Annotated in this window: 13 protein-coding genes; all 13 read right to left on the reverse strand. The window is 72.0% G+C overall.

The window, feature by feature from the left end; translation table 11 throughout:
• Nucleotides 1–40: 40 nt before the first annotated feature.
• The 13 genes from AMK29_RS31715 to AMK29_RS31775 all read right to left on the reverse strand — a co-directional run bounded on the left by AMK29_RS31715 (nt 41) and on the right by AMK29_RS31775 (nt 14,764).
• Nucleotides 41–232 (reverse strand): DUF6052 family protein, encoded by a 192-nt coding sequence (locus AMK29_RS31715; protein WP_073819491.1) that lies wholly within the window; start codon nt 230–232, stop codon nt 41–43.
• The gene (locus tag AMK29_RS31720) at nt 201–1,481 is read right to left on the reverse strand and encodes a phenylacetate--CoA ligase family protein (RefSeq protein ID WP_241845780.1); all 1,281 of its coding nucleotides are present in this window, start codon (nt 1,479–1,481) and stop codon (nt 201–203) included. Before AMK29_RS31720 ends, AMK29_RS31715 begins: the two co-directional genes overlap by 32 nt.
• A 121-nt stretch (nt 1,482–1,602) precedes the next feature.
• Nucleotides 1,603–2,601 carry a zinc-dependent alcohol dehydrogenase family protein gene (locus AMK29_RS31725; RefSeq protein ID WP_073819493.1) on the reverse strand — a complete coding sequence of 333 codons (999 nt, stop codon included), beginning with the start codon at nt 2,599–2,601 and terminating at the stop codon, nt 1,603–1,605.
• Nucleotides 2,598–3,254 (reverse strand): anthranilate synthase component II, encoded by a 657-nt coding sequence (locus AMK29_RS31730; protein ID WP_241845781.1) that lies wholly within the window; start codon nt 3,252–3,254, stop codon nt 2,598–2,600. The genes AMK29_RS31725 and AMK29_RS31730 overlap by 4 nt, the downstream gene beginning before the upstream one ends.
• A complete protein-coding gene (locus tag AMK29_RS31735) occupies nt 3,251–4,726 on the reverse strand; it encodes an anthranilate synthase component I family protein (protein WP_073819495.1) in 1,476 nt (491 codons plus the stop codon). The genes AMK29_RS31730 and AMK29_RS31735 overlap by 4 nt, the downstream gene beginning before the upstream one ends.
• 16 nt (nt 4,727–4,742) lie before the next feature.
• Nucleotides 4,743–6,176, reverse strand: coding sequence for a phenylacetate--CoA ligase family protein (locus AMK29_RS31740; RefSeq protein WP_079197210.1), 1,434 nt, complete (start codon nt 6,174–6,176; stop codon nt 4,743–4,745).
• A complete protein-coding gene (locus AMK29_RS31745; RefSeq protein ID WP_073819496.1) occupies nt 6,173–6,841 on the reverse strand; it encodes a flavodoxin family protein in 669 nt (222 codons plus the stop codon). The genes AMK29_RS31740 and AMK29_RS31745 overlap by 4 nt, the downstream gene beginning before the upstream one ends.
• Nucleotides 6,842–7,098: 257 nt before the next feature.
• Entirely contained in the window at nt 7,099–8,715 is a 1,617-nt protein-coding gene (locus AMK29_RS31750) for an MFS transporter (RefSeq protein WP_073819497.1), read from the reverse strand.
• A 28-nt stretch (nt 8,716–8,743) separates the two neighbouring features.
• Nucleotides 8,744–9,859, reverse strand: coding sequence for a serine hydrolase domain-containing protein (locus tag AMK29_RS31755; protein ID WP_073819498.1), 1,116 nt, complete (start codon nt 9,857–9,859; stop codon nt 8,744–8,746).
• Nucleotides 9,860–9,904: 45 nt separating this feature from the next.
• Entirely contained in the window at nt 9,905–11,287 is a 1,383-nt protein-coding gene (locus AMK29_RS31760; protein ID WP_073819499.1) for an FAD-binding protein, read from the reverse strand.
• The gene (locus tag AMK29_RS31765; protein ID WP_073819500.1) at nt 11,284–12,549 is read right to left on the reverse strand and encodes an acyl-CoA dehydrogenase family protein; all 1,266 of its coding nucleotides are present in this window, start codon (nt 12,547–12,549) and stop codon (nt 11,284–11,286) included. The genes AMK29_RS31760 and AMK29_RS31765 overlap by 4 nt, the downstream gene beginning before the upstream one ends.
• Nucleotides 12,550–12,575: 26 nt before the next feature.
• Nucleotides 12,576–13,922 carry an FAD-binding oxidoreductase gene (locus AMK29_RS31770; protein ID WP_073819501.1) on the reverse strand — a complete coding sequence of 449 codons (1,347 nt, stop codon included), beginning with the start codon at nt 13,920–13,922 and terminating at the stop codon, nt 12,576–12,578.
• Nucleotides 13,923–13,981: 59 nt separating this feature from the next.
• Nucleotides 13,982–14,764, reverse strand: a complete 783-nt coding sequence (locus AMK29_RS31775; RefSeq protein ID WP_241845782.1) for an SDR family oxidoreductase — start codon at nt 14,762–14,764, stop codon at nt 13,982–13,984.
• Between the last annotated feature and the right edge of the window lie 13 nt (nt 14,765–14,777).

Below are 14,777 nucleotides of genomic sequence, written 5' to 3' on the forward strand. Positions count from 1 at the left end.
CGGGACAGAGGCGGTGTCGGTACGGACCTCGCTACGGACCTCAGACCGTCGAGAAGTAGTCGAACTCCACGGCCTGACCGTCGAGGGCCGTGCGCAGCTCGGCCAGGGCCATGGTGACCGCGGCGCTCACCGCGGGCACCCGGCAGTCGGCCGACAGCTCCTTCAGAGCCGTGTAGGCGCCGAGCAGCTGGGCCTCCTGCTCAGGGCTGAGAAACGAGTGCGCGTTCGTCACGGAGCCTCGCCGCCTTCCATTCCTGCCGGGGCAGAGAGCCCTCGGGGGCCAGCTCCACCTCGGGCCGTATCCCGATCTCCCGCTTGAACTCCTCGGCGATGCGCCGGGTCAGGGTGGTCACGTCGCCGCCCGGCACGTGCCGCGGCTCCACCCGGACGAAGACCGTGTCCAGGCCGCGCACCGAGCTGATCGACGTCGAGAACTCGCTGACCTCGTCAAAGCCGCGGACCACGTCCTCGATCATCACCGGGGTGACCGACACCCCACGGATCTTGCGCATGTCGTCGACCCGCCGGATGATCCCGCCGTCGTAGAAGTCCCACGTCCTGCCGCAGCCGCAGGCGGCGGCGGGCTGCTTTACGACCACGTCCTCGGTCCAGTGCCGGAACAGCTGCATGCCCTCGCGGGACAGTCCGGTGGTGACCCGCACCCCCTCCTCACCGTAGCCGACCGGCAGCTTGGTCTCGGGGTGCAGCACTTCCTCGATCGTCGAGGGCTCGATGATGTGGCAGGCGCCTCGGCGCGACGGGCACTCGAACATGAAGACGCCGCCGAACTCGGTGGTGCCCGCGGCGTTGAAGACGCGCGCCCCGAAGGCCTCCTCGATTGTGCGCGTGGTGAATTTCGACCGGGGCTCGGCGCCCGCCAGGATGATCTCGACGTTCGCCTCCTTCGCCAGGTCGATGCCCATCTCACGGGCAGTCTCGATCAGGCGCATCGCATAGCTCGGGGTGAGCCCGACGACCTCGATGCCGTAGTCCACGAGGAGCTTGATCCGCGTCCGCGAGTCCAGGCCGCCGGCCGGGACGACCGTGCAGCCCATCCGCTCAAGGCCGTAGTGCATCCCCCAGAAGCCCATGAAGAGGCCGTAACCGAAGGCGACCATGCCCTTGTGGTGCGGGCGCACGCCCATCGCGTACAGCGCCGTGCAGAACGTGTCCGTCGACCATGTCCAGTCGCCAGCCGTGTCGATGGTGCGTACCGGCGGATTGCCGCTGGTACCGCTGGTCTGGTGGTGACGGATGCCACGGGCCGGGTCAATGGAGGGCCAGGTGCCGTACGGCGGCGCCTGCTGCTCGGCGGCGAGCAGGTCCGCCTTGTGCAGCAGCGGCACGCGCCGGGCGTAGTCCTCCATCGAGGTAATGTCGCCGGGCAGTCGGTCACGCCAGAAGGGCGAGCGGGCGCGGGCGTTGTGGAGCGCCCGTTGCAGCCTGCGCCACTGCCATTCCTCGAGTTCGTGGCGTGGCATGGTTTCCGCCTTGGGGTTCCAGTACTCCACTTCGCCTCCGTCGCCGGTATGGTCCCCTCGGATCCTCGTCGGCGCGCGCACACCGCCGCATCTCCTGGTGTGCTCACCAGGGGCGGTCAGGTCAGTCGGCGGTGATCACCACCTTGCCGATGTGGGCGGCGGCCTCGAGGTACCGGAACGCGGCCCCGGCCTCCGAGAACGGGAACTCCCGGTCGATCACCGGCCGGATGCGCCGCTGTTCCAGGGCGCGGTTCATGGCCCGGAACATGTCCGCGCTGCCGACCTGGACGCCCTGCACGCACAGCACCTTGCGCAGCAGCGGCACCGGGCTGATCCCGGCTCCGCCGCTGAGCACGCCGATGACGCTGATCCGGCCGCCGACCCTGGCCGCCGTGATCGACTGGCGCATGGTGCCCGCCCCGCCGACCTCGACGACATGGTCGACGCCGCCGCCGCTCAACTCGGCCGCGCGTAGGCCCCATTCGGGCTCCCTGGCATAGTCGATCACCTCGGCCGCCCCCAGCTCGCGCAGCCGCTCCAGCTTGGCCGGGCTGCCGGAGGTCGAGATCACCCGCGCGCCGCCCGCCGCGGCGAACTGCAGTGCGAACACCGACACGCCGCCGCTGCCCAGGGTGAGCACCGTCTGGCCGGGGTGCAGCCCGCCGACCTCCACGACCGCCTGCCACGCGGTGAGCGCGGCGCACGGCAGGGTGGCGGCCTCGGCGAAGCCGAGATGGGCAGGGACAGCGACGACCGCCTCCTCGTCGAAGACCACGTACTCGGCGAGAACCCCGTCGACGGACCCGCCGAGGGCCCGGTCGACCCGGGGACGTCCCGAGCGCCAGCCGGGCAGGAACAGCCCGGCGACCGCGTCCCCGGGCCGCCAGGCGGTGACCTCCGAGCCGGCCTCGACGACCTCACCCGCTCCGTCCGACAGCGGTACGAGGCCGGGCACGATGTCACGGCTGTAGCGTCCGTGCGCGATCAGCAGGTCACGGTGGTTGAGGGACCAGGACCGCATCCGGACCAGCACCTCGCGCGGGCCGGGGCTGGGGATCTCGCACTTCTCCTCGCGCAGCGAGGCCGGGCCGTCGAAGCCGGTGAGCCGGTAGCGCCTCACGCGGCGACGCCACGGTCCTGCCAGGACGGGAACGCCGCGGTCGCGCGCACAAAGTTGTGGATCATGCGCATGCCGCCCTCCGTCCGGATGGACTCCGGGTGGAACTGCACCGACTCCACCGGCAGCGTCCGGTGCCGGAGCCCCATGATGTAGCCGTCGTCGATGGAGGTCGCACTCACCTCGAGGACCGGCGGAAGGGTGTCCTCGACCACCACGAGCGAGTGGTAGCGGGTGGCCTGGAAACCCTCGGGCATGCCCTCGAAGAGGCCGCGGCCGTCGTGCCTGACCCGACTGGTCTTGCCGTGCATCAGGTGCTCCGCCGGGACCACGGATGCCCCGTATGCCCGCCCTATCGCCTGGTGACCGAGGCAGACGCCTAGAATGGGCAGCCGGCCCGCGAAGGCGCGCACCAGCTCCACGTGCCCGCTCATGTCCGGGTGGCCCGGGCCCGGGCCGAGCAGCAGCGCGTCCGGCCGCAGCTCCGCCACCTGCTGCTCGCTCATGGTGTGGGACCGCACCATGACCGGCTCGGCCCCAGCGGACATCAGGTACTGCCGCAGGATGTCGACGAAGCTGTCGAAGGCGTCCACGACGAGGACCCGGGGCCCGGGGCCCGGCCGCCCGACGCCGCTGTTCAGGGCGGTCACACTCACAGCAGTCCCTTTCCGGTCACCGCCCAGTAGGCGGCGCTCATCTTCGCTAGCGTCTCGGTCCATTCACGCTCCGGAACGGAGTCGGCGACCACCCCGGCCGAAGCCCGCGTACGGTACATGCCGTCCTCGTGGAACAAGGTGCGGATGCACAGGGCGAGGTTGGTGTAGCCGCCGATGTCGATCACGCCGATCGCGCCCGCGTACAGACCTCGGCGGCTGCGCTCGATCTGCTCGATGATCTCCATGGCTCGGATCTTCGGCGTCCCGGTCATCGTGCCCGCGGGGAACAGCGCGGCGATGATGTCGTAGGTGTCGCGGCCCGGCTCGGCCTCGCCCACCACCGTCGAGACCAGGTGCAGCACGTGCGAGTAGCGCTCGACGATCAGCTCGTCGGGCACCTCCAGGGTGTCCGCGCGGCAGATCCGGCCGATGTCGTTGCGGCACAGGTCCACCAGCATGATGTGCTCGGCGATCTCCTTCTCGTCGGCCAGCAGCCGGGCGCCCGCCGCCTCGTCGTCGCCGTCGCGCGGGACGGTGCCGGCGATCGGACGCATGGTGACGGTGCCGTCCTCGACCCGGACGAACAGTTCCGGGCTCGCGCCGAGCACGGTCTGCCCCCGGACGTGCGCCAGATACATGTACGGCGAGGCGTTGTGGGTGCGCATCCGCTGGTAGACGTCGATCGGATCGACGGCGCTGCGGATGGTCAGCTCATGGCCGAGCTGCACCTGGTAGATGTCGCCGACGGCGATGTGCTTCAGGGCCCGTTCGACGTCGCGGCGGTACGCGTCGGGGTCGGTGTCGTCCGAGGCGGACGAGGCCGGCACGGGGCCCGCGGGGGGCACCGGATGGTCAGCCTCGGCCCGCGCGAGCAGCGCCGTCACCTCGGCCGGGTCGAACGCCCGCCAGTGGTCGGACTCGTGCAGGAGAAGCTCCCCCTCGCCGCTGTCGAGGTCGGTGACCACACAGCCCTGGTGCAGTACCAGGTGGACGTCGGGCAGCGGGGGACGCTCGTCGATGACGTACGGCAGGTCCTCGATGTAGCGGACCGTGTCATAGCCGAAGTAGCCGAGGAAGCCGAAGCGGAACCGGCTCGGCGAGCCCTCCGCGTCGAACAGCGCGTGCAGCTCCCGCAGGACCTGCCACAGGTCGCGCCGGGCGCGCAGCCGCAGGCCGTCGGCCGTCTCGTCGAGCAGCGGGGCGATCCGCCGCAGCAGCGCCTCGCACAGGGACGGTTCGCCGTCGACGCTGATCGCGCTGTCCGTGACGGACAGCGAGAGCAGCTCGCCGAAGCCGACGAATTGGTATTTGCGGTCGCGGTCCGGTCCCGCGGCGGACTCGAGCAGATACACCTGCTCCTTGCCGAAGCGGTGGGCGAGCGCCTGGTGCACCGGGAGCGTCGGGTACGGCGGCAGGGCCTCGCGGCGGGTGGTCACCCGGATCGCGGCGGGCTCCGGCCTGGGGTCGGGCATGGCGGGTCCTCTCCGCTCAGGTGGTGATCGCGTACCGGTGTGCGACCTGACGGGCCACCAGCACCGATGTGTCCAGGGGGCCTCGGTCGTCCAGCACGCGCGCCGCCTTCCAGCTGACGAAGGAGCCGGTGTGGGTCACCGGGTCCAACTCGTCCTCCACGACGACCGTCGCGTCGAGGCCGGTCAGCGCGCGCAGCCGGGCGGCGACGCCGGCGGTGGTGCCGTCCCGGTCGGGGTGGCCCGGCAGCAGGTCGAGCCGTACGGTGACGCGGTCGCCGCCCGCCTCGTCGCGGTCGATGACGACCTGGTAGCCGAGGCAGCCGGAGACCGTGTCCAGGACCGCGGTCTCGAGCTCGGCGGGCTGGAGCACGGCGTGGCCGAGCCGGATGCGGTCGGCGGCCCGGCCGACCACCTCGACGACGTCGCCGGGCAGCGGGGCGCCGGGCGGCGCCCCGGAGATCCGGACCAGGTCGCCGGTGCGGTAGCGGATCAGCGGCTTGATGCCGTCGACCAGCATGGTCAGGACGAGTTCGCCCTCGCCCCGGGTGCCGAGGAACTCCCCGGTGTCCGGGTCGACCAGCTCGAAGAGGTAGTTGGGCTGCGACAGGTGGAGCTGTCCGGTGTCGGCGCCGGTCGCGATGCACAGCGACTCCTGGGAGCCGTACAGCGTTGGCCGGACCTGGGCGTGCGGCCACACCGTGGCGACGTTGGCGGCGAACTCGGGGGTGCAGATCTCGCCGAGCACGAGGAACAGCTTCACCGGCAGCCGTGCCAGGTCGTAGCCGTAGTGCAGGGCGGCCTTGGCGAGGCTCAGACAGAGCGCGGGGGCGCAGACGATCACCTCGACGCCGAGGTCCTCGATCAGGCGCAGCGCCTTCTGGAAGCCGACGCGCGGGGACTCCGGCCAGATCTTGACGTGGCAGGCGCCCAGCGCGGCGGTCACCGAGGTGAACACGTCGCCGAAGGCGTACAGCTCCGAGGGTCCCATCAGCCCGACGACGGGCATCCGGTCGCCGAAGTGCGCGCGCAGTACGCGCCGCCAGGATTCCTCCACGGCCGTGTTGCTGGTCGCGATGTCCCGGGCGCCGCGCGGGCAGGGCGTGGACGGCCCGGTGGTGCCGGTCGTCTCGTAGAAGACGGCGGCGTCGGCCGGACTGCCGGAGAGCACGTCGTACATCTCGCGGCGCAGGTCGTCCTTGGTGGTGAAGGGGAGTTCGGCGAGGGTTGCCGGGGTGACCCGGGTGAGGTCCACGCCGGCGAGGTGGCGGCGGTAGAACGGCGAGCGATCGGTGACGTGCCGCAGGACGGCGGTCAGCCGCTCGGTCCGCCAGCGCTCCATGACCTCGTCGGTCAGGGTGCCGTCGTGGAAGGCGCGCAGCACCGGCTCGTACGACTCCCAGAAGGCGGGCAGGCCCGGGTCACCGGCGGAGAGCGGGGCGGTGGTGCTCATACGGCGTTCACCAGCTCGTTCAGTGGCAGACCGATCCGCTCGTTGCGGTCGCCGCCGGCCAGCGCGTCACGGCCGGTCAGCTCGCGGTGCTCGCGCAGCAGCCTGATCATGTCGGACATGCGGTCGACCAGGCGCTCGACGTTGCGCAGCCCCTCCTCGTCCTTGGCGGCGTCGCCGCGGTGCAGCGCGTGCACGGTCGCCGGGAAGCCGCTGCCTACCAGGATCATGCGGTTGAGCAGGGCGTTGACGGTCAGCTGGGCCCACACCTCGCCCGCGCTGTAGCGGCGGGCGACGGAGATGACGCCCGCGACCTTGTTGCTCAGCGGACGGTCGAAGCGCAGATAGCCGACCCCGGCCCGCTCGATGAAGGTCTGCATGAGGCTCGCCGTACCGAAGCCGTGCACCGGGGCGGCGAAGACGATGCCGTCGGCCTCGATCATCCTGCGCACCACGGAGGGGATGTCGTCGCCCACGGCGCAGACGACCGTGCGGTCGTTGCAGTCGCCGCACGGACCGCACCGTTCCATCCGGATGCTCCGCAGGTCGACGACCTCGAAGTCGACGCCGAGGGTACGGGCGTGCGCCGCCGCGTGTCGGAGCACGTCCGCGGTGTTGCCGTCCCGCTCGGAGCCGTTGATGGCGAGGATCTTCGGTGCTGCGGTCATGGTGATGCCTCCTAGGAATCGGGCGGCGGTGACGGGGTGGGCAGCGCCGAGCGCTGCCGGGCATCGCGGGGGTACGCGCGCACCGGACGTGACGGGCGCACCGGACCGGTCGTCGGAATCGTCGCGGCTGGGGACAGACCGCGCATCTCCTTGCGTGCTTGTTTGCAACCGCGTGCGACAAGGGAGTTGGCACCCGGCCGGCGGGCATACCGAAGGGGCGCGGCGCGCTCGGCACCGCGCCCCCTCAGGCGTCGTTCTCAGACCCCGCTGCGCTCCGCGACGGGTGCTCCGGTCGTTGCCGCCGCCCCCGCCGGCTCCGTCGCGCCGGGCTGCTCCGCCGGGTTCTTCTCCCTCAGCTTGAAGGCGATGGCGACCGCCACGGCGGCCACCGCGGCGGACGCGACCCAGCTGACCGTGTGCAGCGAGCTGGTGAAGGCGTCGTGGGACGCCGTCACCAGGTCCTGGGCGGTGCCGCCGGTCAGCTCGCGGGCGGCGGCGGTACCACCGGCCACGGTCTCCTGGGCGGCCTCGGCCAGCGGGGCGGGCAGCGAGGCCGGGATCTGCCCGGCCATCTCGTCCCGGTAGAACGCGGCGCCCAGGGTGCCGAGGAAGGCGAGACCGAGCGTCGAGCCCAGCACGTTGCTGCTCTCGGACAGCGAGGCCGCGGCGCCCGCCTTCTCCACCGGCACGGCGCCCACCACGAGCCCGGTACCGAGAGCGAACAGTGGACCGACGCCGAAGGCGACGAGCGCGATGCAGACGACGATCCCGACGACCGAGCCGTCGTCACCGACCTGGGTGAGGGCGAGTAGCGCGAGGAAGGAGACGCACAGCCCGCCCACCATCGCGGTCAACGGCTTCATCCAGCGCAGGAACAGCGGGGCGAGCAGCACGCCCGCAGCGATGCCACCGCCCGTCGGGGCCTGCCAGAGCCCCGCCGCGGTGGGGCTCAGCTCCGCCACGGTCACGATGTACTGGCTGGTGAGGAACGAGGTGCCGGCGAAGGCGCCGGAGGCCACGGCCATGCCTGCGAGCGCGAAGGAGAAGGCCGGCCTGCCGAACAGCCTCAGGTCCACGAGTGGGTTGGTGAGGGTGCGCTGGCGGCGCAGGAACACCGCGCCCGCGCCGAGCCCGACGGCCAGCGACAGCAGTGCCAGGGGGGTCGAGCTGTGGGCACCGCCCGCGGCGAGCTCCTTGACGCCGTAGATCACCGGGAGGATCGCGAGCAGCGACAGCGCCACGCTGATCAGGTCGAGCGGGCCGCTCGCCTTGCCCGTGCGGTACTCGGGGAGCAGCAGCGGTCCGGCCACCAGCAGCACCACCATCACGGGGACGCCGAGGAGGAAGACCGAGCCCCACCAGAAGTGGTCCAGCATCAGCCCGCCGACCAGCGGACCGACGGCCGAGCCGCCGAACTGGCAGGTCGCCCAGAGCGAGATCGCGATGCCGCGCTCCCGGTCGTTCCGGAACATGTTGCTGATCAGCGCGAGGGTGGAGGGGTTGAGCGTGGCACCGGCGATGCCCAGCAGGGCGCGGGCCACGATCAGCATGCCGGGGCTGCTCGCGTAGGCGGCGAGCAGGGACGCCGCGCCGAACGCGGCGGCACCGATCAGCAGCAGCTTGCGCCGCCCGATCCGGTCACCCAGGTTTCCCATGGTGATCAGGAACCCGGCGAGCATGAACCCGTAGATGTCGGTGATCCACAGCTGCTCGGTGCCGCTGGTGCCCAGGTCATCGCTGAGCTGGGGCAGCGCGAGGAACAGGACGCCGATGTCGAGTGCGATCAGCAGGGTCGGCAGGGCCAGGACGCCGAGACCGATCCACTCGCGTCGTCCCGCCTTCGCCCCGGCGACGGCCTGGGCTGCGTTCGTCATGACGGATACCTCTCTGCTACCGGTCCGTTCAGGCTCCGGCGACGGCCTGGGTGACGATCTCGCTGACGCGCTCGAAGGCGCTTGCCTCGGTCGGGTTGAAGCGGTTCTTGGTGAGGGCGAAGGCGACCTTGGTACGGGTGTCGGCGTAGGCGCCGCTGCCGCCCATGCCCTGGGCGCCGAAGACGTTCAGGGACTGCTGCGGGTCGCCGCCCGGGCGGCCGAGGAAGTAGCCGAGGCCCTTCGGGGACGGCGCGAACACGACCTGGTCGAGGTCGTCGACGGCCACCGCGCTGATCTGCTCCAGACGCTTCTGCGAGACGAGGCGGACCCCGTCCACCTCGCCCAGCAGAGCCGCGTACATCTTGGCGACACCGCGTGCCGTCATCGTGCCGCCGGCCGGGATGTCGGAGGCGAGGATGTCGGAGCGGTTGCCGTAGGAGGCGCTGGGCATGATGGCCGGCGGCGCCGCCTTGAGCAGCGGGAAGTCCTCAGGCATGTCACCGAACGCGGCGGGGTCGATCGGCGCGTCCTCCAGGCGGGCCAGCAGGCCTTGCTCGGCCTGCGGGACGCCGAGGTAGAGCTCCTTGGAGATGCCGAGCGGGGTCGAGACCTCTTCGAGCAGTACCTGCGAGATCGGCTTGCCGGTCGCCCGGTGGACGATCTCGCCGAGGAGGTAGCCGAAGGTGACCGCGTGGTAGCCGGTCTGGGTGCCGGGCTCCCACCAGGGCTCGGCGGACGCGACGATGGACGTCATCTTGTCCCAGTCGGTCAGGTCGTCCGGGGTGATGTCGCCCGGCAGACCGGGGACGCCCGCGGAGTGGGTCAGGGCGTGCCCGACCGTCGCGTTCTCCTTGCCGTGTACGCCGAACTCGGGCCAAATCTCGGCGATGCGGGTGTCGTAGTCGAAGAGGCCCTTCTCGACCAGGGTGTGCACGACGGTGGCCGTGACGCCCTTGCCAGTGGAGGCGCTCCAGAACGGGGTGTCGGAGGTGACCGGGCGGCCGGTCTCCGAGTCGGCGACACCGGAGACGGCGTCGACGACGAGCTCGCCGTCCACGTAGACGGCCGCCTGCAGGCCGGTCTCGGCACCCGACTCGGTCAGCTCGTCCAGCACGGTCTGAACGTGCTTCTGAAGGTCGCTCATGTCTCTCTTTCCTCGTGTGCGTGGTGCGGGGTGGGGGAAGGCCCGTCAGAGGAGGTCTGACGTGCCGGTCATGGCATCGGGCCGGAACAGCCCGTCCGGGTCGTACGTCAGACGGACGCGGTCCACGGCAGCGATGTCCGCCTCGTCCAGATGGCCCTGCGGTTGGTCGGGACTCTCCACGAACCCCGGCGCGGTGCGACCGGTGTCCCAGGGGGCGAGCGCCGCGCGCAGGCGCGCGCAACGCTCCCGGATCGCGGGCGCCGGATGCAGGCCGGGGAGTCCCGCGGCCATCACCGCGTAGACGGCCGACAGATGGTCGAGGACACCGCCGCGCGGGTCCGGCTCCGCCAGCGCGCCGCCGAGCTGCCGCAGTTCGGCGGCGACCAGGGGGGACGCTGAGTCCGGTCCGACCGCGCGGAGCAGGGCCTCGGCCCCTTCCCCGCGCAGGTCGCCGACGAGCAGATGATCACCGAGCACCTCCACCGGACCCGGCGGGTCCTGGTGGGCCTGCGCCACCGCCGGGGTGGCGCCCGGCGCCCAGCTGTCCTCCAGCGGGGCGGCGACGGCGCGCAGCGGCCCCAGCAGGTCGTCGGCCTGACGTCCGGCGGTCTCCAGATCACCCTCGGCCGGGGCGAGCACCGCACCGGCCACGCACACCACGGGCCCCGAGCGCAGCTCGACTGGGATCTCTGGCACCGGCGGCAGGTTCATGATCCGCAGCGAGGTGGACACCTCGCGCGGCGCGTCGGCGGCCCAGTCGAGCCACCGTTCGAGCAGCCGCTCGGCGTGCCGGCCGGCCCAGAAGGCCGCTCCGGTGACCACCCCGGCGGCCGGGAACAGTTCCAGCTCCACACCGGTGACCACACCGAGTCCGCCGCCGCCGCCGCGCAGCGCCCACAGCAGCTCCGGCTCGTGGTCGGCGTCGACCCGGCGCACCTCGCCGTCGGCGGTCACGACCTCGACGGCCGTCACCCCGTTGGCCGCGATGCCGGTCCTGCGGCCGTACAGACTCACCCCGCCGCGCAGCAGATAGCCCACGGCGCCGACGGTCGGCGACGTGCCGTGAGCGGCGGCCAGGCCGTGCCTGGCCGCCGCAGCCACCACCTCGGCCCAGCGGGTGCCGGCCGGGATCCAGGCGGTGCGGCGCGCGGTATCGACCCGGACCCCGCCGCCGAGCTCCGTACGGATCAGCAGCTGGCCGTCCATCGGCCGGGCCGCTCCGGCGGAGTGGCCGGTGGTGTGCACCCGGACCGGCAGGCCGGCGGTGCGCCCGTACCGTACGGCCGCGCGTACCTCGGCGACCGTACGGGCGGTCAGCGCCGCCGCCGGGCGGGCCGGCGCGGCCTCGTTGAAGACGGCCGCGGCACGCGCGTACTCCGGCTCGCCGGGCAGCGCGGGCCGGATGTCCGTGGTGGCAGGGGCGGTCACGAGTGGGCGCCTTCGGTGACGCCGAAGCGGACCTTGGCGTACTCGCGGGTGGCGACGCTCTGCAGCAGCACGCCGATCCCAGCGTGGCTGTGCTGGGTCGACATGTCGCGCCAGATCCGCTCGATGCGCTCGCCGGAGCGCACCGCGCTCGACCCGGCGGTCGGGAACAGATGCCGCTCCACCGCGCCCCAGGCGAGCTTCAGCACCTCGCGGCAGATGGTGGCGAGCCGCAGGTCCTCCTCCCGGGTGAAGTCCTCCGGCGCCCTGGCGCACAGCTCCTCCCACTGGCGCACGGCGTGCAGCAGCGCCGCCTCGGCGGTCGCGATCATGCCTGAGGCGTGCCCGTACCAGTACTGGTAGTCGGGGTCCTCGGCGCGCGAGGTGCCGGTGAAGATGGTGGTGCGCGAGCGCATCAGCTCCTCGTAGGCGTCCAGCGCGCCCTGAGCCATGCCCACCGCCACGGCGGCCGACTCCAGCAGCATGAAGCTCAGCGGGCCGCCGCCGTACTGCCCGTTGCCGTGCAGCGCCCGGCCGGGCGTGCCGGCGCTGACGTCGACCTCGCTCAGGTGAGTGGCCTCGATCGCGTAGTGCGCCGGGACCCGCCCGCCCTGGAAGGAGACGCTGTGCGAGCCGCTGCCCTTCAGGCCGAGCTGGCGGCCCCAGTCGTCGAGCATCGTCCACTCGGAACGCGGGGCGACGAACAGCAGCAACTTCGGCTCCGCGCCGTCGCCGGCCTCCTCGTCCTCGATGAGGGTGTGCCCGATGAAGTGCGTGGCGTAGGGGGCGCCGGAGCAGTAGGGGAAGGTGCCGTCGATGATCCAGCCGCCGTCGGGGGCGCGCCGCGCGGTGCCGGCCGGGGTGATGGTCGCCGGGCTGATGAAGTCTCCGTCGGCGAACAGCTCGGCCTGCGTGCGCTCCTCGAACAGCGAGGCGACGGCGAGGGAGTGCGCCGCACCCAGGCAGTACATCCAGCCGGTCGACGGGCAGCCCCGGGACAGAGCCATTGTGACCTTGAGGAAGGTCTCGGCGCCGAACTCGTACCCGCCGTACCTGCGGGGCACCAGAATCCGGTAGAGACCGGCCCGCGTGAACTCCTCGTGGGTGTCGGCCGCGTAGTAGGTGCGCTGCTCGGTCTCCGCCTGCCGGGCCACGAGGCCGGCCGCGAGCCGCTCAGCGCGGCGCACCACCTCCTCTGGGGTGAGGCCCGGCTCCGGCGGCGCGGCGCCGACGCCCAGGACGTCCGTGGCGACGAGGGTGGTCATGGGGGTGTCCTTCCCGTGGTGAGGCGTCAGGCCTGCGCGTGAGGGGCTACGTTGGCGTTACGGGAGAACACGTTCTCCGGGTCGTAGGCGTCCTTGACCGCCCGCAGCCGCTCGTACGTCTCCGGCGGGTAGACAGCGGCCAGGTCGTCGGCGTCCAGCTCGCTGAGGAAGCCGCTGTAGGCGCCCTCGGTGAACGGGGCGAGCGCCGACCAGAACGCGGTCAGCTCCGGCAGAGCGGCCTCGTTGTCTGCGCGCGGGCCGAGCTTGGCCGTGTTCACCAGGACCTCCGCGTCCCGGTGCCCGAACGCGGTCGCGTCGGCCGGCACCCGGCCCAGCGCGCCGCCCAGGCTGCGCAGCTCCACGAAGAGGTTGTCGAAGGCGGCTGCACCGGTGAGCAGGGTGTCGACCAGCTCGTCGGAGCAATCCCGCGCGAAGCGGTTGCGCACCATCGGCTCCCAGTCCGGCGGGAGCTCGCCCGCCTGGTCGAGCACGTCAGGGTAGGCGACCAGGTTGATGTCCTTGCTCTCCACCGTGCCCAGTTCGAGCAGCGGGGCGATGGCCGCGCCCGCGGCAGCGACGTCGTCGCTCGCGTAGCAGACCAGGATGTTCACCGGCGCCGGGTCACCGCCGAACGATGGAAACAGCTGCACGTGCGAAGTCAGCTCCTCGGGCGCCTCGCGCAGCGCGCGGGCCCAGCCCTTCACCACCGAGGCCGCCTCGGCCGCGGGGTAGACGATGGAGCCGAAGTGCACCTTCGGCAGCGGCTTGGCGGCCACCTCGAAGGAGGTCACCACACCGAAGTTGCCGCCGCCGCCGCGCAGCCCCCAGAACAGGTCGGCGTGCTCGTCGGCGGAAGCGCGCAGCACCCGGCCGTCCGCGGTCACGACCTCGGCCGCCACCAGGTTGTCGATCGCGAGACCGGTGGAGCGCACCGTCCAGCCGATGCCGCCGCCAACCAGCAGACCGCCCACGCCCACCTGGTCGGTGTCACCGGAGGAGAAGGACAGGCCGTGCTCCGTCAGCACCCGGGCTACCTGACCCCACTGCGCGCCGGGGCCGATGCGGACCAGACCACGCTCGGCGTTGAGGACCTCCACGCTGTTCAGCGTCGAGACGTCGACGACCAGGCCGCCGACATCGGTGCTCAGGCCCGCGTTGCTGTGGCCGCCGCTGCGCACCGAGACACGCAGTCCCTGCTCGCGCGCGAACGCGAGGGCCAGGCGCACGTCCTCGGCGCCGTGACAGCGGACGACGACGTCCGGCCGCCCCTTGTGGACGAAGATGTCCTTCACGTCGTCGTAGGCCGCGTCGCCCGGCAGGACGACCTCGCCGGTGACGGACTCGGCCAGGGCGGTCGCCGCAGCGCTGTTCATGGGATCTCCCGTGGTGGTTCGAGGTGGGCGTGGTCGCAATCCCGGCAGGGACGACCGGGTCAGTGGTGGAACTCGCCGCCGTTGACGTCCAGGCACTGCCCGGTGACGGCCCGGGACAGGTCGGACAGCAGGAACAGGACGCTGTCGGCGATCTCCTGCGGCTCGGGCAGCCTGCGCAGGTCGAGACCGGCCGCGACCTCGTCGTACACCTGCTGCTCGGGCACCCCGCGCTCGCCGGCCAGGTAGGCGAAGTAGCCCTGGAGCGCGGGCGCCCAGATGTATCCGGGAGCGACCGTGTTGACGCGGACGCCCTGCGGGCCGAGTTCGCTCGACAAGCTCTGGGCGAGCGCCAGCAGGCTCGCCTTCGCCATCTTGTACGTGCCGAAGAGCGGCTTGGAGTGCCGGATCGCCACCGAGTTGATCATGACGACGGAGCCCTTGGCCTCGGCGAGCGCCGGGGCGAACAGCCGGGTCAGCCGCAGCGCCGCGTACACGTTGGTCTCGAAGCCGGAGCGGATGTCGTCGATCGCCACGTCGGCGAGCGGCGTCATCGGGGGCACCGCGAAGGCGTTGTTGACCAGTCCGTCCACCCGGCCGAAGGTGTCTACGGTCGTCTTGACCAGCGCCTCGACGGCGGCCTCGTCTGTGATGTCGGTCGGTACGGCGAGGGCGCGGCGGCCGGTCTCCTCGACAGCCGTGGCGGTCTCCTCCAGCACGGAGACGGTCCGCGCCGCGAGCACGACGTCGGCGCCCGCCCGCGCGGCACCCAGCGCCAGCGCCCGGCCGAGGCCGGGACCGACACCGGACACCACCACGACCTTGTTCTTCAGCAGTTCGCTCACTTGGATCCCTGTT

Source organism: Streptomyces sp. CB02261, assembly GCF_001905665.1.
Classification (GTDB): Bacteria; Actinomycetota; Actinomycetes; order Streptomycetales; family Streptomycetaceae; genus Streptomyces.

Bases quoted from the DNA above. Each gene is read 5' to 3' on its own strand.
- AMK29_RS31755 (WP_073819498.1), bottom strand. From the start codon at position 9,859: ATGAGCGACCTTCAGAAGCACGTTCAGACCGTGCTGGACGAGCTGACC.
- AMK29_RS31740 (WP_079197210.1), bottom strand. From the start codon at position 6,176: ATGAGCACCACCGCCCCGCTCTCCGCCGGTGACCCGGGCCTGCCCGCC.
- AMK29_RS31745 (WP_073819496.1), bottom strand. From the start codon at position 6,841: ATGACCGCAGCACCGAAGATCCTCGCCATCAACGGCTCCGAGCGGGAC.
- AMK29_RS31750 (WP_073819497.1), bottom strand. From the start codon at position 8,715: ATGACGAACGCAGCCCAGGCCGTCGCCGGGGCGAAGGCGGGACGACGC.
- AMK29_RS31720 (WP_241845780.1), bottom strand. From the start codon at position 1,481: ATGCCACGCCACGAACTCGAGGAATGGCAGTGGCGCAGGCTGCAACGG.
- AMK29_RS31735 (WP_073819495.1), bottom strand. From the start codon at position 4,726: ATGCCCGACCCCAGGCCGGAGCCCGCCGCGATCCGGGTGACCACCCGC.
- AMK29_RS31770 (WP_073819501.1), bottom strand. From the start codon at position 13,922: ATGAACAGCGCTGCGGCGACCGCCCTGGCCGAGTCCGTCACCGGCGAG.
- AMK29_RS31765 (WP_073819500.1), bottom strand. From the start codon at position 12,549: ATGACCACCCTCGTCGCCACGGACGTCCTGGGCGTCGGCGCCGCGCCG.